Consider the following 23,101-nt stretch of genomic DNA (forward strand, 5'->3'; position numbering starts at 1 on the left):
CAGACCAGCTACCCGTCTTTGCCTTGGTGAGCCATTACCTCACCAACTAGCTGATGGGCCGCAGGCCCATCCCCTGGTGCGAGCTTGCATGCAGAAGCCCGCTTTTACCCCTGCCTCTTGCGAGGCCGTGGTCTTATGCTGTATTAGCCCTCCTTTCGGAAGGTTATCCACCACCAGAGGGTAGGTTACCTACGTGTTACTCACCCGTGCGCCGCTTTACCGGGGCCGAAGCCCTTTCTCGCACGACTTGCATGTGTTAGGCGCGCCGCTAACGTTCGTTCTGAGCCAGGATCAAACTCTCCAGTTAAACCTGCTGGAGGTCACCTCGGTCCGGCTAAAGACCGGGTGACGACTCATGCCTTATTGGCATGACGTGTTGCCTCGACCGTGCTTGCGCAGGTCGGAGGCGAGGGCCACGTCACCACACGTTATTGCGTGTTGCGTACAATCCAGTTTTCAAGGACCGAGCCGAAGGCTTCCGGCAGACATTCCTGCCATTCCTTCGTTCTGTCATCTCGCCGTCCGCCCGGGCCGCTTTCGCGAAACCGTTTGTCTCGGCGAGGTCGGTTGATTTAGTTGCCTCTCGGCGCCCTGTCAACCATTCATTTTCGAATCGGTCGTTTTCTTTTTCGACCGTCTCTCCCTTCGCTCGGAGCTGCTCACCGCGGCTTCCTTCGCGTCGGGGCGGCGGATTCTACTCATCGAGCTCCGCCTGTCAACCGCCTTTTCGCTTTTTTTCGTCCCGTTTCTTCTGCTTTTCCTCTCCCTCTTGCGAGGTCGAGGGAGCGAGGTAGACCTCACTCTATAGAGCTGAAGAACCGGAGCGATAGCTCTCGGCGGCCCCTCCGCGGCGGCTCGCGCCGTCGCATCGAGGGGGGCGGACTTTACTCATCGAGTTCCGCCTGTCAACTGCCTCGTCACCTTTTTTTCGTCCCGCCTCTTCCGCTTTTCCCCGCCTCTCGCGGGGCGAAGGAGAGAGCCAAACTCACTCCTTCTTGCTGAAGAACCGGGGCGATGGCCCTCGGCAGCCCCTCCGCGGCAGCAGCGCCGTCGCGTTGGGAGGGCGGACTCTACTCACCCCTCCCCTCCTGTCAACAACCCGCATGCATTTTTTCCGTCCGTCTTGTCCGGCCGCGGGTTTCTCCGCAAAAACGCCGGCCCAGACGAACGAACACGCGTCTAGATGAGCTCCTCGACGTGCTCGTCCGCAAACCAGCGGTCCCGGCACTCGCGCACGAGGAGCATCTCCGCGCCGCTCGGCAAGCGCACGCGAAAGCCCTTCTCTCGCCCGCGAAGTCCCACCATCGCCCCCATCACCTCGATCGGCTGCCAGCCGCCCGCCGCCCGGAGCCGCCGCGGGCGCGAGTGATCCGGCGGGGCCGTCTCCACGTCGACGCGGAACCACTTCGTGCTGCCCTGCGGCCGCGCCCAGCCCGCCTCTGCATAGATCTGCGCCTCGATCTCCTCGAGCGTGCGCTCGGAAGCCGCAAACGCCGCGAGCGGATGAAACACGACGACGAGGGCATACCCATCCGGGAGCTGCCGGACGATGTACCCACGGCCGCGCGCGCGAACCGTGATCTTCTTCGGCGACGCGAAGTTCGGCGTCTCGCGCAACTCGCCGAGCACGATCTGCCAGTGCGCCGCAGCTACTTTGAGGTCGAACGGATCGAGGATGCCGAAGTAGTCGACGGTCTCCCCTTCCGCGTCGACGAGCGCCGTGCCCTTCGCGCCAGGCAAGGCCCGCACGAGGCGCTCGAGGATCTTCGTGAAGGTCGACGCCTCCTGATCACGCGGCGGAGGCGCAGGACGAGGACGGCGGGATCGCGTGCGTTCGCTCATCGCTCGATCGGGACCAGGGCGAGGAGCGACTCCGCGCTCCGCTCGACGAGGACATCACGCCGGAGCCCTTCGAGGAGCTTCGACCGCGCCGCACTCGCGCGGCCCCACACGACCTCGTCACGCACGAGCCTCCGGCGCTCCTCCAAGGAAACGATCAACGCCGGCGTGCGCTCGAGCAAGACGAGCACGTGCACGCCATACGACGTGGGAACGAGGGGGCTCGTGTCGCCACGCGCCCCGAGCTCACTCGCCGCACGCGCAAACGATTCCACCAGCGTCCCGCCTTCGGGGCGGATCAAGCGGCCGTCCGCCGTGACCGGCGCGAGCGCCTCCACGACGATCTCGAAGCCGTCCTTGTCGACGCCGTCGACCGCGCTTCGGAACGAGGCGACGACCGGATCGTTCACCTCCTCGAACGGGCGCTTCGGCTGCGGGCGCGCGGTCGTGCGCGCCGACGCCGCGACCGGCAGCACCGCCTCGCGGATCGCACGCGCCACGGCCTCGGCGCGGTTCTTCGTCGCGGCATCCGCGTTCTCGGCGAACCGCACGACCGCATGCACCGTGCGAAACCCCTCCGGACGATCGAGCTCGAGCCACCGGCGCGCCATCACCCGCTCGAGCTCCCCGTCCGTCACCGGCCCCTTTCGATCCGCCTCCGCGAGGAGCTGATGCAAGAGCCGACGCGCGAGCGCCGCGCTCACACGGCCCTCGAGCTCAGGGGCGTTCGACGCACTGCGCGACCGAGCCTCGCTCGCGAAGAGCGCGTCGCGAATCGCAAGATCCCGCGCCGCCGTGACATCGATGCTCTGCGCCGCAGCGATGCGCGCCACCGTGCCTTCGTTCACCTCTTCCTGCCCGACCCGCGCGACGGTCCCCGCAGCGAGGGGGCCTCGCTCGGGCGGCGGTCCCGAAGGTCCGCCGGAGCCACCACACCCGGCCGCGGCTGCCACGAGTGATACGAGCGACACGAGCCGCGGCGCGGAAATCTCGAACCCGTCGCGCAGCACGCCCGCGCACACGCTCATCCACCCCCCCGCGGGCGCAAGAGCTCCGTCGACGCTCGCAAGGAGAGGCCACCGATCACGAGGAGGTAGACCGCCTTGAAGTCGTCGCGCTGGCCGAGCGCATGAACGCCGAATCCAAAGGCGGTAGCCGCTGCGAAGAGCAGAAGCACCGCGAAGGCGTCGATCGCGCGAGACACGATGGGAGCATACCTCGCCGCGCCCGGCCTGTGGGGCAGGACCGGCCCGGAAACGTTCTCGAACACGGGCGAATGCCGCCGAGAATGCCCCGCGGGCCCACCGAACGCCTGGATTCGTCCGCCAGGCGACTACCGGCGCATCACGACGACGGCGACCCCCGCCACCACGAAGACGACGAGCATGAGGAGCGCTTTCCCGGCCGCAGCCGTCATGCGGCGCGAGGACCTCGACGAACGTTTGCCACGATCGACGGCCACCGTCGCCGCAACGGCGCTGATGGCGACCGCACAAGCAACCGCGACGGCCTGCGCCGCGAGCGCGCGATCTCCATCACGCACGTGCCACGCGAGGACGAGGTAAATGAGGCCCGCGAGGATGCCGATGGTTGCGACGGGAATCGCGCCACCCGGCAACGTCGAGCGCGCTTGCAGGAGCGGCGCGTCGGGATCCCGCGGGGACTCGGGCTTCGACGGGCCCGTCTCCCAGCGCTCGCGCCACGAGAGCGCGAACGCGCCCCACGCGATCGCGCCGACCGACGCGCGCAAAGGATCGAGGCGCGCGGGCGCGAGCGCAGGTGATCCGAGGAGCCACGCGCCCGTCGTGAGCGTGAGGAACGCAGTGATGCCGATGTGACGCGCGAGGGCCGGGCGGCTGCTCCGAAAGAGCGGACCCGCGAGGCCAGCAAGGAGGCCGACGACCGCGACGAATGCAGCAGGGCGCGCGGCGGAGCGCGAGAGCGCGGCGGGCGCGACGGTGGTCGCCCAGGCGACGAAGGTGGCGAGTAGCGTTTGTCCGGGGGAGTCCCCGGCGCGAATCTCGGCGACGAGGCGGGCGACGGGCCCCTCGGCCTGAGGCGCGAGGGCGCGGGCCGGGGCGGCCTTCAGCGGCTCCGCGAGGGCCCCTTCGCGGTCGGTCTCGCTCGATCGCTGGTCCCGATCATCCGCCATGCGTGCTCACACGATACTCCGATCGGAGAGCCTCGAAAGCGGAACGAAGTTACCAGCGTCGTCGTCGTCCCCCGCGAGCGCGGCCGAGGCCTCGCTGCCCGTGTCTTCCCGCGCGACTTCGAGGCCGAGCTTCTGCCAGAGGCCCGCATCGAAGAGGTGGCTCGGCCGCACGTTGCCGAGCGCCGCGAGCATGTTCCGGCGCGCGCCGGGGCAACGCGCGTCGAGGTCGGCGAGCAAGCGGCTGATCGCCTTGCGCTGGAGGTTCTCCTGCGAGCCGCAGAGGTCGCACGGCAGGATCGGGAACTTCTCTTCGGCCGCGAACGCCGCGAGGTCGTCCTCGGCGCAGTAGATGAGCGGACGGATGACCACGTTCTTGCCGTCGTCCGCGACGAGCTTCGGCGGCATGGCCTTGAGCTGACCGGCGAAGACGAGGTTCAGCATCAAGGTGGTGATCGCGTCGTCGCGGTGGTGGCCGAGCGCGATCTTCGTGCAGCCCATCTCCTGCGCGATGCGATAGAGGATGCCGCGGCGCAGGCGCGAGCAGAGCGAGCAGTACGTCTTTCCCTCGGGGATCTTGTCCGTGACGATCGAGTACGTGTCCTCGTTGATCATCACGAACTCGTGCCCACGCGAGGCCATGTAGTCGCGCAGGAGGTGCCCCGGATAGCCCGGGTGCCCCTGGTCGATGTTCACCGCGACGACGCTGAAACGCACGGGGGCTCGGCGCGCGAGATCCACGAGCAGGTCGTGCATCGCGTAGCTGTCCTTGCCGCCCGAGACCGCGCAGAGGACGCGGTCGCCGTCGGAGAGCATCTTGAAATCGGCGATCGCGCGGGACATCGCCCGCGCGAGCTTGCGGCGTAGGTTCACAGCGAGGGTTTCAGGAGAGCTCTTCGATGAGCCGGAGGAACGTGAGGACCCCGTGGCCCGTACCGCCCTTGGGGTAGATGCCGTAGGGCTTGTTCGCAAGCGAGGGGCCGGCGATGTCCACGTGGATCCACGGGCGATCGCCCACGAACTCGCGCAGGAAGAGCGCGGCCGTGATCGAGCCACCCCAGCGATCCGCGGTGTGCTTGATGTCCGCCCAGTCGCTCTTCAGCCCCTCGCGCAGCTCCTCCACGAGCGGGAGCTGCCACGTCGACTCGCCCGCCGTCTTCGCCGCCTTGCGGAACTGATCGGCGAGCTCCTCGCGGTTCGCGAAGAAGCCGGAGACCGTGGGGCCGAGCGCGACGACGCACGCGCCGGTAAGCGTGGCGTTGTCGAGGATGAGGTCGGGCTCGAGCGCGCGGGCGTACGCGAGGCAGTCCGCGAGGACGAGGCGGCCCTCGGCGTCCGTGTTGATGATCTCGACGGTCTTCCCATCGAGCGAGCCGAAGACGTCGCCCGGACGGTAGGCGTTGCCATCGGGCATGTTCTCGGCGCAGCCGATGATGCCGTGCACCTCGACATTCGGCTTCGTGGCGGCGACGGCGGCCATGAGCGCGATCACGTTGGCCGCGCCGCCCATGTCGCCCTTCATCTCTTCCATGCCCTGCGCGGGCTTGATGCAGAGGCCGCCGCTGTCGAACGTGAGGCCCTTGCCGACGAAGACGAGCTTCTTCTTCGCGGGCTTCGCCGGCTTGTACGTGAGGTGCACGAGGCGCGGATCCCGCGCGCTGCCCTGGCCGACGGCCAGGATGAGCTTCATGCCGCGCTTCGTGAGCTGGGCCTTGTCGAAGATCTTGCACTCGAGGCCGTTCGCCTTGGCGACCTCCTCGGCCGCCTTCGCGAGCTTCTCCGGGTAGAGCTCGTTCGGAGGCGTATTGATGAGGTCGCGCGCGATGCACACGGACTCGCCGACCTTCTGGCCGAGCGCCGCGCCGTCACGATCGGCCTTGCTCACGCGGCCCGTCGTCGTGAGCGTGACGCGCCCGAGGTTCGTCTTCGGGATGCGATCGCCCGTCAGGAAGCTCGTGAAACGGTAGGCGCCGAGCACCGCGCCCTCGGCCGCGGCGCGCGCGGCGTGCGCGACGCCCTCGGGCAGCGCGATCGTGAGCGACTCGGCCTTGCCGCCGAGCGCGAGCCGCGCGCCCTTCGCCGCGAGGAGCCGGACCTCGACGTCGGTGATGTTCGCCTTGCCCAGACCCATCAGGAGAACGCGGTGCGCGGGGAGCGCGCCGTTCGTCTGCAAATCGAGCGTCTGGTCCTTTTTCCCCGTGAAATCCTCGCGTTTGACGAGGCGGGAGACGACCGGACCGAGCGCCTCCTCGAGCTGCGCGAGGATGCCCTCCTTCGTCGTGGCCCCCTCGGGCACGCCGATGACGGCGACGTCGGCGTCGATCCGAAGCGGGTCCTGGGAAACGACGGAAAGCTTGATGGACATGCGTTCTCCTGGACGATTGCGTGCGAGACCCCTCGGGGTCGGGGCGCGCATCTAATCACGAGACGCAGGCAACGTCGACCGGTCGTCTCGTGGGTTTCACGGGGATGGACGGCGCGCGCCACTCCTTCGACGCTTGGGGCTGCGCTCGGACAAGCCGAGCTACGCCCCAAACCCCATGTGACGCGCGCCGCATCGGGGTGCGTCGCCGCGCTGCGGCAAGGCCGGCGTGAAGACGCGTGCGCGCTCAGCGGCCTGCGGCGGACGCTTCTTTGTAGATGCGGATCACGTTCGTGAGCAGCTCGGCGCCCTCGGCGCGAGGCCGCTGGAACGCGTTGCGCCCCATGATCGAGCCGAACGAGCCGCCCGCCGCAAGCTCACGTACCTCGGCGAGCACGGCGTCGACGCCCTTGGCCTCGCCGCCCGAGAAGATGACGACGCGTCGGCCATTGAACGTCGACTGAATGACGTGGCGGATCCGTTCAGAGAGCGTCGCGATCGGGATGTTGTACTTCTCGTACATCTTGCGCGCCTCTTCCTGCTCGATGTGCGCCGTCGGAGGTTTGACCTTCACGATGTGCGCGCCGAGCTCGGCCGCGATGTGCGAGGCGTAGGCGATGACGTCGATGGCCGTCTCGCCGGTCTTCGACAGCGCGCCGCGCGCGTACGACCAGACGATGACGACGAGGCCCTTGCGCTTGGCCTCGAGCGTGATCTCCCGGAGATCCTCGTACATCTGGTTGCGAGCGCCGGAGCCCGGATAGATCGTGTAGCCGATGCCGACGCAGCCGAGGCGGAGCGCGTCCTCGACCGAGCCCGTGACGGCCGAGATCGGGTGCTCCGGTTTGCCGAGCGAGTCGCTGTTGTTGAGCTTGAGGATGAGCGGGATCTGGCCCGCGAACTTGGCGGCGCCCGCCTCGAGAAAGCCAAGCGGCGCGGCGTACGCGTTGCATCCCGTGTCGATGGCGAGCTGGTAGTGGTAGTCCGGATCGTTCGCCTCGGGGTTCGGCGCGAACGACCGCACGGGGCCGTGCTCGAAGCCCTGATCCACGGGCAGAATGACGAGCTTGCCCGTACCCGCGAGCGCGCCGTGGTTCAGGAGGCGCACGAGGTTCGTCTGGGTACCGGGATTGTCCGAGGAGTACCAAGAGAGGATCTGCTTGACGCGATCGGTGAGAGCCATGGTCGTCTCCGGTGGGTTTCGCCCGGCGCGCGGGCACGGTTCGGCAGGCTAGGCCGCGAGCGGCCCTTCCGCAACGAACACCGATGCTCCGGAATCGGACGACGTCGGGTGGGGGGCCGTGGTAGACGGCAGGCCCCAGAGGGGAAACACGATGACCACGAGTTCGGACAAGCGGCTAGAGAGCTGGGCCCCGCCGCCCGAAGGGCCTTCGCGCGTCGGCATCACGCTGGAAACGTTCATCCTCGAAGGACAGCTCGGCTTCCCGGCGGCGACCGGGACGTTCACGTCGCTCCTCAACCAGATCGGCCTCGCCGCGAAGCTCGTCACCTCGAAGGTGCGTCGCGCCGGCCTCGCGCGGCTGCTCGGGTACACGGGCCAGACGAACGTTCAGGGCGAGCTCGTGCAGAAGCTCGACGAGGAGGCGAACGAGACGCTCCTCAGCGTGCTCGGGCGCCGCAGGCATTGCGCCGCGGTCGCCAGCGAGGAGCTCGACTCGATCCGGATCACCTCGACCGATCGACGGGCGAAGTACCTCGTCGTCTTCGACCCGCTCGACGGCTCGTCGAACATCGACGTGAACATCTCCATCGGCACGATTTTCGGCGTGCTGCGCAAGGAGACCGACGGCGAGGGCGCGACGGAGCAGGATTTTTTGCGACCCGGGCGCGAGCTCGTGGCCGCCGGGTACATCCTCTACGGCTCGTCGACGATGCTCGTGATCACGACGGGGCACGGCGGCGTGCACGGGTTCACGTACGATCCGACGGTCGGTGAGTTTTTTCTCTCGCACGAGAACATTCGCGTGCCGGAGCGGGCCTCGCTCTACTCGATCAACGAGGGCAACAGCGCGTACTGGACCGATGAGGTGCGCCGCTGGAACGCGTGGCTCAAGGAAGAGGACAAGGCGACGGAGAGGCCGTACGGCGCGCGCTACGTCGGCTCGCTCGTGGCCGACGCGCATCGGACGCTGATGAAGGGCGGCATCTTCGCCTACCCGGCCGATCGCAAGAGCAAGCAGGGCAAGCTGCGGCTGCTCTACGAAGCGAACCCGTTCGCGTTCGTGTTCGAGGCGGCCGGCGGCAAGGCGTCGACGGGGACCTCGCGCATCCTCGACATCACGCCGACCGAGCTGCACCAGCGCGTGCCGCTCGTTCTCGGCTCGCCGCGGGACGTGGACATCTTCGAGTCGTTCGCGCGCGGCGACCGGTAGTACCCTCGGGCCTGTGGCCCGGCCCTCGATTCGAAACGCCTTCCGCGCGCTCGCCGCGTCCCTCGTCGTCGCTGCCGGCTGCAACACGACCGTGCAGCCCGTGCACCAGGCTCGACCTCCGGCAGAGCCCGGGCAGACGAAGGGGGCGCCTCGGATCGCGGAGGCGCAGGCGGATCCCGATGCACCGCTGCCCACGTGCCCGGAGCCCGCGCCTCCGGCCGACCGCGCGCCGAGCAAGCCGACGTTCCTCCTGCAGAATGGTCACGAGCGGCCGATCCAGCGGATCGCGGTGAGCACTGACGGCAGCAAGCTCGCGTCGGGCGCGCAGGATGGGACCGTGCGCGTGTGGGATCTGCGCACAGGCCTGCTCCTCACGAGGTTCGTGACGGCCGGATACTTCGTGCAGGACCTGTCGATCAGCGCGGATGGCAAGCGCCTCGCGTACTACGCGCCGGACGGGACGCCCGAGGGGCTCATGGTGCAGGTGGTCGACCTCGACAAGCTGAAGAGCCCGCGCACCACGGTTCCGCTCCACGGGGCCTTCCAGCTCTCGCCGGACGGCACGTGGCTCGCGATGGCCACGGACAAACTCACGCTCTTCGACGCGAAGACGGGCCGTCCGAAGAAGGAGATCGCCGTCGGCGCGAAGACCCCGAGCGCGCTCGCGCTCACGCACGACGCCGAGGGCCGGCGCGTCGCAGCGGCCTACCCCGGAGAGCTCGTCGTCGTCGACGTCACGACCGACTCGGTCACGCATCGCTTCCCGCTGGCGAGCGGGCTCGCGGATACGCCGATGCGCGTCACGCTCACGCCCGAGGTCGTCGTCCTGGTGAGCGCAGGCGGAACGATCACGTTGTTCCCGCTCGCGAAGGGCGGCGCGCCGCGCGTCCTTCCAGGTCGATACAAAGACGCGTCCGCGGCGAGCGGGCGGCTCTGGGCCCTGGATCTCATGACCGGGCGCGCTTCGGCGTTCACCCTCCCCGACGGGCAGGCCGTCTCGCTCTCCACGCCCGATCCGCCACAGGGAGATCTCGTCGCCGCGAGCCGCGACGGCTCGACGCTCGTGATGGCGCGGAGCCACCTCGGCGTGGGCACGAGCATCGAGGTGCGCGACGTGCAGACGATGCGCGCAGTGCGCACGATCGAGGGGCTGCCTCGATCCATCGAGTCGGTCGCCGCGCGGCCCGACGGGAGCGAGCTCGCAACGGGCGCATTCAACGGCGATCTCACGCGCTGGGATCTACGGACCGGCAAGCCCAGGCCCGGCATCGCCGAGAGCGAGCGGGAGCAGGGGCGGGTCATCGCGCTGTCGTACGCGCCGAACGGCGAGCAGCTCGCATCGACGACGGGCGGGTTCGAGGTACGCGTGCGCGAGACCGCGCGGGGACAAACGCTGCGCCGCTGGAGCTTGCGGTCCGGAGCGTTCGTGCGCTTCACGGAGTTCTTGCCGACGGGCGAGGAGCTGCTCACCGTGCATGTGCAGACGGATCGGAAGATCGTGAGCAAGAAGGGCCCGGGCGGAGCGCCGGTGATCGAGGAGAAACACGACGTGGCGGTGGAGCGGTGGGATCTCCGCGGGCCGCTGCCGCCGCTTCCGAAGTCTCCCTTCGGCGAGATCGCGCGGCCCCAGGGGCGCGTCGTCGCCAAGCTCGCGTCGGACCCGAGGTTCTTCGCTCTCTCGACGGACGGCCTGCACCTCGTCGTGGCCGGCGGCGACACGCTCGCGTCCCTGCGCACGGATACGGGGAAGCTCAACTGGACCCTCAAGCTTCAGACGATCCCACTCGGCATCGCGAAGCGGCCGGATGGCGGGATGGATGTCGATCGCTCCCACGCCGCTTTTTCGCCTGACGGAAAGACGGTCGTCGTGTCGACGCGGCGGCTGGAGACGAACAAGGGAGGCGTGCAGCACTTCGTGTCCGTGCTGATGGAGATCGACGCCGGCACGGGCCGCGTGCGGAACGTGCACAAGCCGGAGACGGACGGGCCCGTGCGATGGCACAAGGGCGCGATCGTCGTGGGTGGGCTCAGGCCCGTCCTGCTCGACGCGTCGAGCTTCGCCGTGCGCGCGCGCCTCGCGGTCGCGGACAACGAGATCTCCGCGATCACCGTGGCTCCGAAGCGAGACCTCTTCCTCCTCAGCGGCAACGGGGGCGCGACCTCCCTCGTTTCGGAGCGCGGCGACGTCGTCATGACGCTCGTCTCCACGCCGAACGGGGAGTGGGTGTCGGCGACGCCGTCCGGCGCCTATCGATCGAGCATCGATGGCGCGCGAAGCGTCGCGTGGATGTTCTCGGATCCCCTGGAGGGCTTCTCGTTCGAGCGCTTCGCTACCCGGTTCGAGCGGCCGGATCTCGTGGAGCGGAGCCTCGGCGGTGAGGAGACACCGGCGCCGGCCTCGCTCGCGCGGCCGCCGAGGTTGCGCGTCGAGGCGAAGGCCCCGCGAGGGATGATCGAGACGACGGACAACCGACTCACGCTCGACGTGGTCGCGACGAGCCCCTCGCGTGTCGATCGCGTGCGCGTCTTCGTCGACGGCAAACCCGCGGTCGATCGACTCGTGTGCGCCACGGAGGGGCGCGTCTCGCTCGACGTGCCGCTCCACGCGGGCAGGAACCGACTGAGCCTCGTCGCGTACGACGCCGCCGGCTACGCGAGCAACCCCGAGCAGCTCGATGTCGTGTCGACGTCCCCTCTCGCCGAGAAGCCGAGCCTGCACGTGCTCTCCATCGGCGTGAGCCGATATCCCAACATGCCACCCGAGCAGCAGCTCGATTTCGCAGACGACGACGCACGCTCGGTTGCCTCGTCGCTCGCGCGCTTCGCGGGGCCGAACCGCCCGTTCGGCCGCATCGTGGCGACGACGCTGCTCGACGACGAGGTGACGGTGGGACGCGTGGACGAGGCACTCGCGGGGCTCGCGGGCATGCGCCCGGACGACCTCGCCGTCGTGTTTTTCGCGGGCCACGGGGCGCGGCTCGACGAATCGAAGATGCTCTTCCTGACGAGCCAAGCGGCGTTCACCCGCGAGGCCGCGACCCAGCACGGGATCGGGTGGGACCGCATCGAGAAGGCGCTGCGCGGAGCGCGCGGGCGCGTGCTCATGATGCTCGACGCCTGCCACGCGGGGTATGTGTCGACGGAGGTCGTCGCGCCGAACGAGTCGCTCGCGCGGGAGCTCGCCGCGGGAGATCGCGCGGGCGTCCTCGTGTTCTCGGCAGCGCGTGGATCGCAGTTCAGTTACGAGGTGCCGCCGGACGGGGCGAGCGGGGCGAGCCGCGGGCTCGAGCTCGCATGGGAGGGCAAGCAGCCGCCGAAGCAGAAGGATCTCAAGGGCGGACACGGACTCTTCACGAGCGCGCTGCTCGAAGCGCTCGACGGCGAGGCGCCCGATCGAGATCGCAGCGGCGCCATCGAGGTGAACGAGCTCGTCGACTACGTGACCGAGCGGGTGCGCGCGGCCTCGAACGGCAAGCAGACGCCGTGGGTCGCGCGGCGCGAGATGTTCGGGGAGTTCATGGTGGCGCCGGCGGCGCGGTAGTCCGCCGGAAGGTTCGTTCAGCTTCGAACGACCTCACCCCCCTCCCCTCTCCGTCCCGGAGAGGGGTGTACGGCGCGTCTTCTCCCCTCTCCCGAAAGGGAGAGGGGTTGGGGGTGAGGGACTCGTTCGGCCTCGATGGGCTCTTCGATCGGCATGCCGTCCCGGTACGTGACGACGTGCGAAAGCGTCGAAGGCACGCGCTCGCCCGGAAGGATCGTCCCCACGAGGTTCAGCGGATCACACGCGGAGAGCCGCACGACCTCTCCACGCAGCGGCGCCTTGCGGATGGCCCGCAGCGATTCGAGGGCCTCCGGCAACGCGAACTGCTCTCCCACGAAGGACGCGACGAGCCGGCCGCCGCGGACCTCGCCCCGCATCTCCAGGCGGCGATAGACACGCACGAGGTCTCGCCATGCCGGGGCGCGCGACTCGCGGGTGACGAGCTCGCGGAAGACGATGCCCCAGCGCCGCAAGAGTTGCCGTGCGTGGGCCTCGATCGTCGCCGCCGGATCGGCGCCGTCCGCGGGAGGCGCGTCTCCGAGGACAGGCGCGCGGAAAAGCGCCCAGCGGCCCGCCGCGAGGACGGGCGCGCCGCGAGAATGCTTGGTGCTCGAACGAGCGCGGGCACGCGCCGACGGCCCGAGCAAACCGCGCAGCCCCGCGAACCCGTCCCCCGTGATCCGACCGGCGGAGACGAGCTCCCAGAGCGCCTCCTCGACCTCGGGCCGCGCGAGGCCCGTGGCCCGGACGATGTCCTCGAAGAACGACGCGCCCGCCGCGCCGAGCGTGGCGAGCACGCGGCGTGCGGGAAGCGAAAGGCCTTCGTCGCCGAGCGGCCCCTGCGCGGCGGCCTCGGACGGCTCCGCAAGCAGCCACGCGAGATCCCGCCGCAAGGCCAGCGTGATCGGCGCCGCACGCGTGGGCGCACCGCCGGCCGAGGCGCGTGGCGAGAGCCGCCCCCACGCGACTTCCCCGGACAGGCAAAGCAGATCGAGCCACGAGGGCTCGTAGGCCTCGACGCGCGCCGGGAGGATCTCGCTCTCCCACGCGCCCGCGGCGATCTCGAAGCCCTGGAGCTGCTCGACCACACGCGCGAGCCCCGCGGCGCCGTGCGCGCGTTGCCCGGGGATCACGCCCTGCCACGCGAGCAGGAAGCGCATGAGCTCGACGGGCGTCGCCGGCTCGATCGCGCGGCGCAGGCCGTCGACGGTGCGGCGATGGATGCGCGCGAGCAGGCGCCGATCACACCACTCGATCGCGCCGGGTTCGAGGTCCGGCGAGAACCTCCCGCGCAGGACCACGCCGTCCGCCTCCACACGCGCGAGGGCGATCTCGATGTCGGAGATCTCGATCGAGAGGCGCTCGGCGAGCATGGCCGCCTGGATCGGGCCGACGAGGGCGAGCCAGCCGCGTACGAGGCCCGCGATCGCGGTCTCGCGTTCCCCCTCCACAAGCTCTCCCGCGGAGACCTTCGCAGGCTGCGAAAGCGCCGGCGTGAACGCGCCCGCAGGCCAGATCGCAGCCGCCCGATCTCGCCGCTCGGCCGCGACCCACAACGCCCCCGTGATCCCCGGCCCCGAAAGCTTCGCCACGCGCCGCGCGCGCACGAGCACGTCGAGCAGCCGATCGTATCCGAGCGCGCTCGCGTCCTCCTCGGGCAACGCCGTGAGATCGAGCAAGAGATCGTGCAGCTCGTCCTCGTCGCGCACCACGGGCCGGGCCTCCGCGACGATCGCCTCGATCGCCTCGGGATCGAGCCCGCCGATCCGGTCCGCGATCTCCGCCGGCAAGCCGCGGCGCACGGCGACCGCGCGCGCCCGTCGCTCTTCGAGCGGCGCATCGTCGAGGAAGGCGTACGGATTCGCGTTCAGGATCTCGTGCGACAGCACGCTCGGCTCGGCCGTCTCGCGCGAGACGATCTGGATCTCGCCGCGCTTGATCCGTTCGAGCACCTCGGTGAGGCCCTGGGCGTCCATCACCTCCGTCAGGCAGTCGCGCATCGTCTCGCGCACGAGCGGGTGGTCCGGGATCTCGAGGATCGCCTCGCGCCCGTGGTTGTCCTGGCAGCCGAGCTGCGCCGGGAAGACGGCGGCGATGAGGTCGTCGCTCCGCATGCGCACGAGCGGCGCCGGCACCTTTCGTCCCCCGGAGAAACGCAGGATCTGGAGCGCGCGCGTCGCGTTCCACCGGAAGCGCGTGCCGAACATCGGCGCTTGCAGCGCGGCCTGTTCGAGCACGCCCACGACACCTTCGGGCCGGAGCATCTCGAAGATCACTTCCAGCGGGAAGCTGTGCTGCGCGCCGAGCGAGAGCAGCACACCGTCGTCGGTCGCCGCCGCCTGCAGCTCGAAGTCGAAGCTCCGGCAGAAGCGCTTGCGCAGCGCGAGGCCCCAGGCGCGGTTGATGCGTGCGCCGAAGGGCGCATGCAGGATGAGCTGCATGCCGCCCGCCTCGTCGAAGAACCGCTCAGCCACGACGACGTGTTGCGACGGCATCTCCCCGAGCGCGGATCGCGCGGCCGCCACGTACTCGCAGAGCAGCACCGCGCCTGCACGATCGAGCGCGCACGTCTCTTCGAGCCACTCCGCCGTCGGCCAGAGCCGCGCGGGCTCGGCCGGCTCGCGCCCGTCGAAGAGCCTCCGCGCGACCTCCTCGCGCAAGAGGCCCACCTCCGCGGAGAGCTCGCGCGTGCGCGCCGGCCCCTCGCCGAACCAGAACGGCACGGTCGGCGGCGCGCCCGGCGCGTCCTCGACCCACACCTTGCCCGCCTCGATGCGGCGGATCCGCCACGACGTGGATCCGAGGAGGAAGACGTCACCCGCCGACGAGTCGATCGCGAAGTCCTCGTCGACCGAGCCGACCTTCATCCCGTCCGCGAGCACGACGTCGTAGTTGCCGTTGTCCGGGATCGCCCCGCCCGACGTGAGCGCGGCGATCGACGCCCCGCGCCGCGCCTTGAGCCTTTGCCCCACGCCATCCCGGAAGAGCAGCGCGCCCGCGCGGCCGCGCCGCGCCGAGACGCCCTCGGCGAGCATCTGCACGACATCGTCGAACGCCGCGCGCGTGAGGTTCTCGTACGGAGCCGCCCGCCGCACGAGCTCGAAGAGCTCGTCCTCGCCCCGCTCCCCCGACGCGCACGCCGCCACGATTTGCTGCGCGAGCACGTCGAGCGGCGCGTCGCGCATCGCGATGCGATCGATCTCTCCGCGCCGCGCCGACCTGACGATCGCCGCGCACTCGACGAGCTGATCGCGCGTCAGCGGGAACATCCTCCCCTTCGGTGTCGCCGCGAGCGCGTGGCCCGAGCGGCCGATCCGCTGCAGCGCCGTGGCGATCGATCGCGGTGATCCCACGAGGCAAACGAGCTCCACGGCGCCCACGTCGATCCCGAGCTCGAGCGACGCCGTCGCCACCACGACCTTGAGCTCGCCGGCCTTGAGTCTGCGCTCCGCCGCGAGCCTCCGCGACCGCGAAAGGCTGCCGTGATGGGCGGCCACGGCTTCCTCGCCGAGCCGCTCGCCGAGGTGCAGCGCCACGCGCTCGACGAGCCGCCGCGTATTCACGAAGACGAGCGTCGACTTGTGCGCGCGGCACATGTCCGCCACGCGATCGTAAAGCTCTTCCCACTGCTCGATCGTGCAGACCGCCCCGAGCTCGTCGCGCGGCACCTCGATCGCGAGGTCGAGATCTCGGCGCACGCCCGCGTCGACGATCTCCGGCAGTGGCCTCCCCGCGCCGACGAGCATCCGCGCCGCGACCTCGATCGGCCGCATCGTCGCCGAGAGCCCCACGCGCTGCGGCCGCGGCTCCCCGCCGCTCGTCACGAGCTCTTCGAGCCGCTCGATCGAGAGCGCGAGGTGCGCGCCTCGCTTGTCGGAAGCGACCGCGTGGATCTCGTCCACGATCACGGTCCGCACGCCCCCGAGCGCGCGACGACCCGAAGCCGATCCGAGCAGGATGAAGAGCGACTCCGGCGTCGTGACCAGCACGTGCGGGGGCTTCTTGAAGAGCTTTCGCCGATCCTGCTCCGGCGTGTCGCCCGTGCGCACGGCGGTGCGGACGGAGGGGCGCGCGAGACCGAGCTCGCCCGCGAGCGCGGTGAGCTCCGCGATCGGCTCGTCGAGGTTCTTCTGCACGTCGTTCGACAGCGCCTTCAGCGGCGAGACGTAGACGACCTCGATGCGGTCCGGGAGCCGCCCCTCGTCGCTCGCGCGCACGAGGCGATCGAGGCACGCGAGGAACGCGGCGAGCGTCTTTCCCGAGCCGGTGGGGGCGGCGATGAGGCAGTTTTCACCTCGCTGGATCGTGGGCCAAGCGCGGGCCTGCACGGGCGTCGCGGCCCCGAAGCGGCGGGTGAACCAGGCGTCGACGAGGGGGTGGAACACGGCCTTACCGAAAGGCTACCGCGCCGCGCCCACCTTCGCACCGACGCGGCGACCGACCGAAGCCAGCCGTTCGCAACGGCCCTACGAGCAACTGCGAGGAGGTGTAAGCTCGAACCGGCACCTTCGTTTCTCGTCGGCTTCCGGGAGATCTCGCATGCCCTTCGTGTTCCGGACCCTCCGAGCGCGGCTCGCCGCGCTCACGTTGATCACCACGTCGCTCTTCGCGGTCGGATGTGGCTCCGCGCCCCCCGAGGCCGCCGCCTACCCCAGCGCGCCCGCGTATTACGGCGGCGGCGCCGCGCAGGCCGAAGCCGCGCCCGCGTCCGCCGGCGCCCCGATGCCGATGGACGCGCCCTCGCCCGCGCCGATGGCCGCCAGCGACAGCGAGCGTTATGAGAGCGAGGGCAGCTCCGACGACTCCGGCTTCTTCGGCGGCGGGTCCGACGAAGCCGCGAAGGCGACGGCGCTCGGCCCTCCGCCCGCACCGGCCCCCGTGGCGCCCGGCGCGCGCGCTCCGATGGCCGCGCCCGCGGCCGCGCCGAAGCAACCCACGCCGCCTCCCACGGGCGCGAAGCCCACGCCGACCGGCAAGAAGACCGAAGGCGCCTCCGAGCCGCAGCAGCCGCAGGAGAAGCCGGCCACGCCGCTGCTCATCTACACGGGCCGCGTCGGCATGGAGGTCGCGGAGCCGACGGTCGTCCCCGGGACGATCGACAAGATCATCGACATGGCCGAGTCGTTCGGCGGCTACCTCGCGTCGCGCTCGGACGCGGGTGTCGTGATCCGCGTGCCCTCGCGGCATTTCCGCGACGCGCTCACGGCGCTCGAGAAGCTCGGCGAGGTCAAGCGCCGCAGCGTGAGCGCGGAGGACGTGTCCGAGGAGTTCCACGATCTCGAGGTGCGTCTGCAAAACCTGAAGAGCGTGCAGAAGCGCCTGCAGGAGTTCTTGGCGAAGGCGGCGAACGTGAACGACGCGCTGCAGGTCGAGCGCGAGCTCGAGCGCGTCGGTCGCGAGATCGATCAGATCGAAGGCCGCATGCGTTTCCTCCGCGCTCGCGCGACCTTCTCCACGATCACCGTCGACGTCACGGCGAAGCCCAAGCAGCAGCAGGTCGTGGCGCAAGGCACGCCGCCGCCGCCCCCGCCGCCGCGCACGATCGACCTGCCCATCGACTGGCTCTCGAGGGTCGGCCTCGAGACGCTGATGACCCTTCGCTGAGGCAAGGAGGCAAGGACCATGAAACGCAACGTCTCGATGCTCCTCTTGTGCCTCGCCGCCTCCCTCCTCGGGATCGGCTGTGGCCCCGGCTTCAAGCTCAACACGCCCGACGGCTTCGTCGAGCTCGAAGACCAGGACGAGTACGCCTTCCGCGCGACCACGGCCCAAGGCGTCGTGATGAGCGTGCGCGTCGAGCCGAACCGGCCGAAGGGCAACCTCTCCTTCTGGACCGACGCGATCGACCTGAAGCTCCGCAACATCGGCTACACGGCGGAGGCCTCGCGCGAGGTCAAGACCAAGAGCGGCGCCGTGGGCAAGCAGCTCCGCTACACGCGCACGATCTACGACAGGCCCCACATCTTCTGGCTCACGGTCTTCGTCACCGACGCCGACGTGTTCGTCCTCGAGACGGGCGGCGACGCGCGCGAGTTCGACAAGGCGAAGGACGAGGTGGGCAAGGCGATCGAAGGATTCGTCCCGGGCTGAGCGCGAGGCCTGCGCTGCGCTAGTATCGGCCGGCCATGCCGGGCAGCCCCATCGAGGTCTACCGCCTCACCCGCAAGAAGCACGATCAGCTCTGGAACACCTACGTGATGCGACCGCTCGCGGCCGTGTTCGTCGCCGCGATCCATCGCACGCCCCTCACGCCGAACCAGATCACGATCCTGAGCCTCTGCATCGCGGTGACCGGCTCCGCGCTCTTCGTCGCGCTCCCGTCCTACCGCGGAGGCCTCTATGCCGTGCTCGTCCTCGAGCTCGCCTACCTCCTCGACTGCGCCGACGGCATGCTCGCGCGCTACAAGAAGCTCGCCTCCCCCACGGGCCACCTCTTCGACTTCTTCGTCGACGAGCTCAAGGCCGTCCTGCTCATCGCCGTGATCGGCGTCCACCTGCACAGGAAAGGTGGACTCGGGATCGATGGCTCCGCGTGGCCCGCGGGGGGCCCAGGGTTTCTGTACGCGGCGGTGGCCGGCGCGGTGATCGTGGCCTCGGGCATCTCACTCACGAACTTCGTCCGCAGGCCCGAGCTCACGGGCAAGGACACGCCGACCGAGGCGCACTACGAGACCGTGGGCGAGAAGAAGCCGCAGTCGATCGTGGGTCGCGTCGCGTCCCTCGTGATGACGTTCCTGCGCTTCCTCAACCACTACCCGAGCCACATCTGGATCTTCGCGCTCGCGGATCGGCTCGATCTGTTCTTCTGGATGTACCTCGCGCTGAACGCCCTCTACCTCGTCCGCGGCTGGCTCGGGCTCTTGGTCCGGTTCGGACGCACGTAGCCAAGGGGCTTCTTTTCGCCTCGCCTCTCGCGCATTATGTGCTTTCGGGGGAGATGACGTTTACCGAGAGCTCGAGCCGGGCCACCACGCCGTGCCTGCGTTCGGTCGACGTGCTCGCAAGCATGCTCGACCGGCATGGCGCGATCGCGTGGTTCGTCGACGGCAGGACACACGAGATCGTCTGGACGAGCGGGCAAGCGTCGACGCTCTTCGGCCTCCGGCCCGGCTTCTTCCCGTTCCTCGCGCCTCCGGGGGACGAGGTCCTGCGCGCCTCGCTCAGCGCGCTGATGCAGGGCGCGGGTCCGTGGACGGGTGACGCCTGGGCCGTGACCACGAACGGCAGCCGCACCTTCGTGCGGATCGCCGCGAGCCTGATCGCCGAGGATCGGTGCGCGGCGCCCTACTTGCTCGTGACGATGACCGACATCTCCGACCTCGCCGAGGCGCGCGAGGCGCTCTACGTCCTCAGCGACGTCGACAGCATCGTGTGGGAGCTCGATCTCGCCACGATGCGCTTCACGTTCGTGAGCCGCCAGGCCGAGCGCATCCTTGGCTACCCGATCGAGGCGTGGCTCACGGACCGGGAGTTCTGGCACCGGCACATGCACCCGGAGGATCGGACGTGGGCGCCGGCGTACTGCGAGAACGAGACGAAGCGCCTCAGCGCGCACGAGTTCGTCTACCGGATGATCGCGGCGGATGGCCGGACGGTGTGGCTGCGCGACATCGTGACGGTCGTGGTCGAGGGGAACGTGCCGCGGCGCCTGCGGGGCGTGATGGTCGACGTCACCGAGAGCAAGGAGGCGGAGATCGAACGTGATCGGCTTCTCACCGAGGAGAAGGCCACGCGCGCCGCGCTGGAGCACGCGCGTGAGCGCGCGGAGGAGGCGCTCCGCCGGAGGGACGAGTTCCTCTCCGCCGCCTCGCACGAGCTGCGCACGCCGCTGACGCCGCTCGCGCTGCAGATCCAGAGCCTCCTGCGCGACGTCGAGCGCGGCGAGCTCCGCCTCGGCGCGGCGCAACGCAGAAAGCTCGACATCGCGGACCGGCAGATCGAGCGCCTCTCATCGCTCGTCACGACGATGCTCGGCGTCTCGCGCGCGCTCGGCGAGAACCTCGGGCTCGCGCGGGAGCCGTGTGATCTGCGGGAGATGATCCGCGAGGTGCTCGAGGAGCTCGACGGCGAGCGGACGCGGAGCGGCGCGAGCATCACGCTGCTCTCGGACGCGCCTGCGATCGGGGTCTGGGATCGCAACGCGCTCCAGCTCGTCATCGGCCACCTCGTCCGCAACGCGATCAAGTTCGGGATGGGAAAGCCGATCACGTTGAGCCTCACGACGGCGGATGGCGTGGCGAAGCTCCAGGTCTGCGACGACGGCATGGGCATCGCGCCCGAGGATCACGCGCGCATCTTCGAACCCTACGAGCGCACCGACGCGGCCAAGGTCTACGGGGGCCTCGGCCTCGGCCTTCACACGGCGCGCCGCATCGTGGAGGCGCACGGCGGTCGCATCGAGCTCCGCAGCGCCAAAGGTCAGGGCGCCGAGTTCACCGTGACGCTGCCGATGGTGCGGTGACGAGGGTCCGCTTCAACAAGGCGGCGGCTCCACCGGCAACGTGATCACGAACTCCGCGCCGCGACCGGGTTCGCTGAACGCGCGGATCGTGCCACCGTGGGCCTCGCAGATCTGGCGCGCGATGTACAAGCCGAGCCCGAGGCCGCCATGGGCGCCCGACGTCCCGCCGCGCTCGAAGCGATCGAAGATCCGCCCGAGATCCGCGGACGAGATGCCCATGCCTTCGTCCCGCACCGAGAGCCGAGCGCCCTCGTCCCCGACCTCGACCTGCACGTGCACCTTGGCAGGGGCCGCGTAGCGCAGGGCGTTCGTGAGGAGGTTCGTCAGCACTTGCTCGAGCCGCATCGCGTCCGCGCGGATGGTGCGGGCGCAGCTCCCGCGGAAGCAGAGCTCGCTGCCCACGCGCCGCGCTTCCTCGGCGATCCGCTCCACGATCTCTCCGCAGAGCGCGCAGAGATCGACCTCCCCAAGCTCGAGGATGAGCTTCCCGGCGGCGATCCGCGAGACATCGAGCAACCCATCAACGAGGCGCTTCAAGCGCGCGAGCTGCTTCTGCGTGCCCTCCACACGCGCGATGCACGCGTCGAGGCTCCACCCGGTCTGCAAGCCGCGCGCGAGCAGGTCGACCGAGAGGCACACCGTGGTCAGCGGCGTCCGGAGCTCGTGCGAGGCGATGGAGAGAAACTCGTCGCGCGCCCGCAGCGCGGCCTGCGCCTCCTGGTAGAGCCGCGCGTTGTCGAGCGCGATGCCCACGCGGTCGGCGAGCGCGATCGCCACCGTGAGATCGTGGCTCTGGTAGCGAGGTCTGTCGCTGCCGCGCCCGAGGCTGATGCTGCCGAGGACGCGCCCGCGGGCGCGCACGGGCACGGCCATCGCTGACGCGGTCCCGATGCGGCGCGCGAGCGCCTTGTGGTCCGCGTCGACGCAGACACGATCGAGCAAGGCATCATCGACCACGGGATTGAGGACAGGTTTCAGCGTGCGCGCGGGCTCCGCGCCGGGCTGCTTCCCTCCAGGCGGGTATCGCTCCGCCGTCGCGACGATGAACGGCTCCCGCGACGGGTCCACGTGAGCGACCGAGAAACGGCGCATCTGCCCGTCTTCGAAGAGGTAGATCACGCACCAGTCGGCGAGGAACGGCAGGGCGAGGTGCGGGACGAGGCGGACGAGCTCCTCGAAGTCGAGCGAGCCCGCGAGGCGCTCGGCCGCGTCGCCGAGGAAGCGCTGCGACGCCTCCGCGCGCTCGAGCTCCCGGTAGAGGCGCGCATTGTCGAGATCGCCGGCGAGGCGCTGCGCGAACCGCTCGGCGAAGGCGCGGTCGTCCTCGTCGAAGCCGCGCTGGGTCACGTCGCGCAGGAACACGAGCGTACCGAGCCGTTGATCACGCCCGCGCAGCGAGACGAGGAGGAGCGCGTGCGTCCCGAGCGAGGCGAGCTCCTCTGCGTCCTTCTTGTTCGTCGTGAACGAGGCGAGCGTCGCGTGGTCGATCTCGTTCAGCACGAGCGGCTGCCCCGCTTCGAGCATGGCGCGGGCCGATCCCGAGAAGCGCTCGACGAGGTTCGAGCTCTCGACGAGCCGCCGCCATCGCTCTTCTCGCGTGTGATCCACGTGCGCGACGACGGCGCGGGGCGCGCCGCTCGCTGCATCGACGAGGAAGATGCAGCCGTCGCCGCCGACGGGCAGGGCAAGGCGCGCGGCCGCGGACAACGGATCTCCGCCTATCGGTGCGAGCGCCGCGCTCGTCTGCGCGAGGACACGTTGCCGCTCGTCGGCGCGACGGATCCGCTCTTCGAGACGGATTCGTTCGGTGATGTCCTCGGAGATGCCGAGCAGAAACCGTGGCTCACCCCGAGCGTCGACGATGGGGATTTTCTTCGTGTGCAAAACACGCAGGCCATGCCGCGTCTGGATGGGCTCCTCGGTGATGTCGACGAGGCCTTTGCCCGAGAGCACCTCGCGATCCTTCGCCACGAAGAACGTCGCTTGCTCCCGGGGAAACAGGTCGGCATCGTTCTTGCCGATCAGGGCGTCGCGACGCAGCCCGAGCAGGTCTTCGCCAGCTTTGTTGAAGAGGACGAAGCGGAGCTCGGCCGCGTCCTTGACGAAGATCATGTGGGGGATGTTCTCGACGATCGAGTCGAGGAACGAAGCCGTGCTCTCGAGCGGCGCGGCGCTCTCGGTGTCGCGTCGACCGGGCTCTCCGTCTGCCTTCGCCACGTCCCCTCCCGATTTTCATAAGGTGGCCTTGTGGGCGTTGCAACTCGACCAAAGGAGTAAGCCCGGAGAGTCGAGCGACGCGGGTGACGCGTGCCTCGCGGAAAACTGGACATCGGCGCCGAGGCATGCGCAAACGGGC

At 69.7% G+C, this 23,101-nt stretch carries 15 protein-coding genes and 1 rRNA gene; 6 read left to right on the top strand and 10 right to left on the bottom strand.

Annotated elements, in window-relative coordinates; translation table 11 throughout:
* The 8 genes from KEG57_RS31730 to KEG57_RS31765 all read right to left on the bottom strand — a co-directional run.
* Positions 1-307, bottom strand: a 16S ribosomal RNA gene (locus KEG57_RS31730); the annotation flags it as partial.
* Positions 308-1,179: 872 nt separating this feature from the next.
* Positions 1,180-1,842, bottom strand: a complete 663-nt coding sequence (locus tag KEG57_RS31735; RefSeq protein WP_272421156.1) for a roadblock/LC7 domain-containing protein — start codon at positions 1,840-1,842, stop codon at positions 1,180-1,182.
* On the bottom strand, positions 1,839-2,867 hold the full coding sequence (locus tag KEG57_RS31740) for a peptidylprolyl isomerase (RefSeq protein WP_272421155.1): 1,029 nt from the start codon (positions 2,865-2,867) through the stop codon (positions 1,839-1,841). The genes KEG57_RS31735 and KEG57_RS31740 overlap by 4 nt, the downstream gene beginning before the upstream one ends.
* The gene (locus KEG57_RS31745; protein WP_272421154.1) at positions 2,864-3,043 is read right to left on the bottom strand and encodes a hypothetical protein; all 180 of its coding nucleotides are present in this window, start codon (positions 3,041-3,043) and stop codon (positions 2,864-2,866) included. The genes KEG57_RS31740 and KEG57_RS31745 overlap by 4 nt, the downstream gene beginning before the upstream one ends.
* A 129-nt stretch (positions 3,044-3,172) precedes the next feature.
* On the bottom strand, positions 3,173-3,991 hold the full coding sequence (locus KEG57_RS31750; protein ID WP_272421153.1) for a hypothetical protein: 819 nt from the start codon (positions 3,989-3,991) through the stop codon (positions 3,173-3,175).
* 6 nt (positions 3,992-3,997) lie between these two features.
* Positions 3,998-4,861, bottom strand: a complete 864-nt coding sequence (gene ttcA / locus KEG57_RS31755; protein ID WP_272421152.1) for a tRNA 2-thiocytidine(32) synthetase TtcA — start codon at positions 4,859-4,861, stop codon at positions 3,998-4,000.
* A gap of 10 nt (positions 4,862-4,871) precedes the next feature.
* Entirely contained in the window at positions 4,872-6,353 is a 1,482-nt protein-coding gene (locus tag KEG57_RS31760; RefSeq protein WP_272421151.1) for a leucyl aminopeptidase, read from the bottom strand.
* Between the two features lie 244 nt (positions 6,354-6,597).
* Positions 6,598-7,533 carry a class I fructose-bisphosphate aldolase gene (locus KEG57_RS31765; protein ID WP_272421150.1) on the bottom strand — a complete coding sequence of 312 codons (936 nt, stop codon included), beginning with the start codon at positions 7,531-7,533 and terminating at the stop codon, positions 6,598-6,600.
* 151 nt (positions 7,534-7,684) lie between these two features.
* Between KEG57_RS31765 and fbp the strand changes: the two genes are divergently transcribed.
* Together fbp and KEG57_RS31775 are read left to right on the top strand one after the other, a co-directional pair.
* On the top strand, positions 7,685-8,743 hold the full coding sequence (gene fbp, locus KEG57_RS31770) for a class 1 fructose-bisphosphatase (protein WP_272421149.1): 1,059 nt from the start codon (positions 7,685-7,687) through the stop codon (positions 8,741-8,743).
* Between the two features lie 13 nt (positions 8,744-8,756).
* Positions 8,757-12,284, top strand: a complete 3,528-nt coding sequence (locus KEG57_RS31775) for a caspase family protein (protein WP_272421148.1) — start codon at positions 8,757-8,759, stop codon at positions 12,282-12,284.
* Between the two features lie 17 nt (positions 12,285-12,301).
* Here the strand turns inward: KEG57_RS31775 and KEG57_RS31780 are convergent, their stop codons facing one another.
* On the bottom strand, positions 12,302-16,669 hold the full coding sequence (locus KEG57_RS31780; RefSeq protein ID WP_272421147.1) for a DEAD/DEAH box helicase: 4,368 nt from the start codon (positions 16,667-16,669) through the stop codon (positions 12,302-12,304).
* 154 nt (positions 16,670-16,823) lie between these two features.
* On the opposite strand from KEG57_RS31780, the gene KEG57_RS31785 reads away from it, so the two are divergent.
* From KEG57_RS31785 to KEG57_RS31800, 4 genes are read left to right on the top strand one after another with little or no spacing between them, the layout of a single operon-like run.
* Positions 16,824-17,888 (top strand): DUF4349 domain-containing protein, encoded by a 1,065-nt coding sequence (locus KEG57_RS31785; protein ID WP_272421146.1) that lies wholly within the window; start codon positions 16,824-16,826, stop codon positions 17,886-17,888.
* 18 nt (positions 17,889-17,906) lie between these two features.
* Positions 17,907-18,374, top strand: a complete 468-nt coding sequence (locus KEG57_RS31790) for a serine/threonine protein kinase (protein ID WP_272421145.1) — start codon at positions 17,907-17,909, stop codon at positions 18,372-18,374.
* 35 nt (positions 18,375-18,409) lie between these two features.
* Entirely contained in the window at positions 18,410-19,168 is a 759-nt protein-coding gene (locus KEG57_RS31795; RefSeq protein WP_272421144.1) for a CDP-alcohol phosphatidyltransferase family protein, read from the top strand.
* Positions 19,169-19,221: 53 nt separating this feature from the next.
* Positions 19,222-20,745 (top strand): sensor histidine kinase, encoded by a 1,524-nt coding sequence (locus KEG57_RS31800; protein WP_272421143.1) that lies wholly within the window; start codon positions 19,222-19,224, stop codon positions 20,743-20,745.
* 12 nt (positions 20,746-20,757) lie between these two features.
* Here KEG57_RS31800 and KEG57_RS31805 read toward each other — a convergent pair whose 3' ends face one another.
* Entirely contained in the window at positions 20,758-22,962 is a 2,205-nt protein-coding gene (locus KEG57_RS31805; RefSeq protein ID WP_272421142.1) for an ATP-binding protein, read from the bottom strand.
* Between the last annotated feature and the right edge of the window lie 139 nt (positions 22,963-23,101).

The sequence above is a fragment of the Polyangium jinanense genome (genome assembly GCF_028435365.1).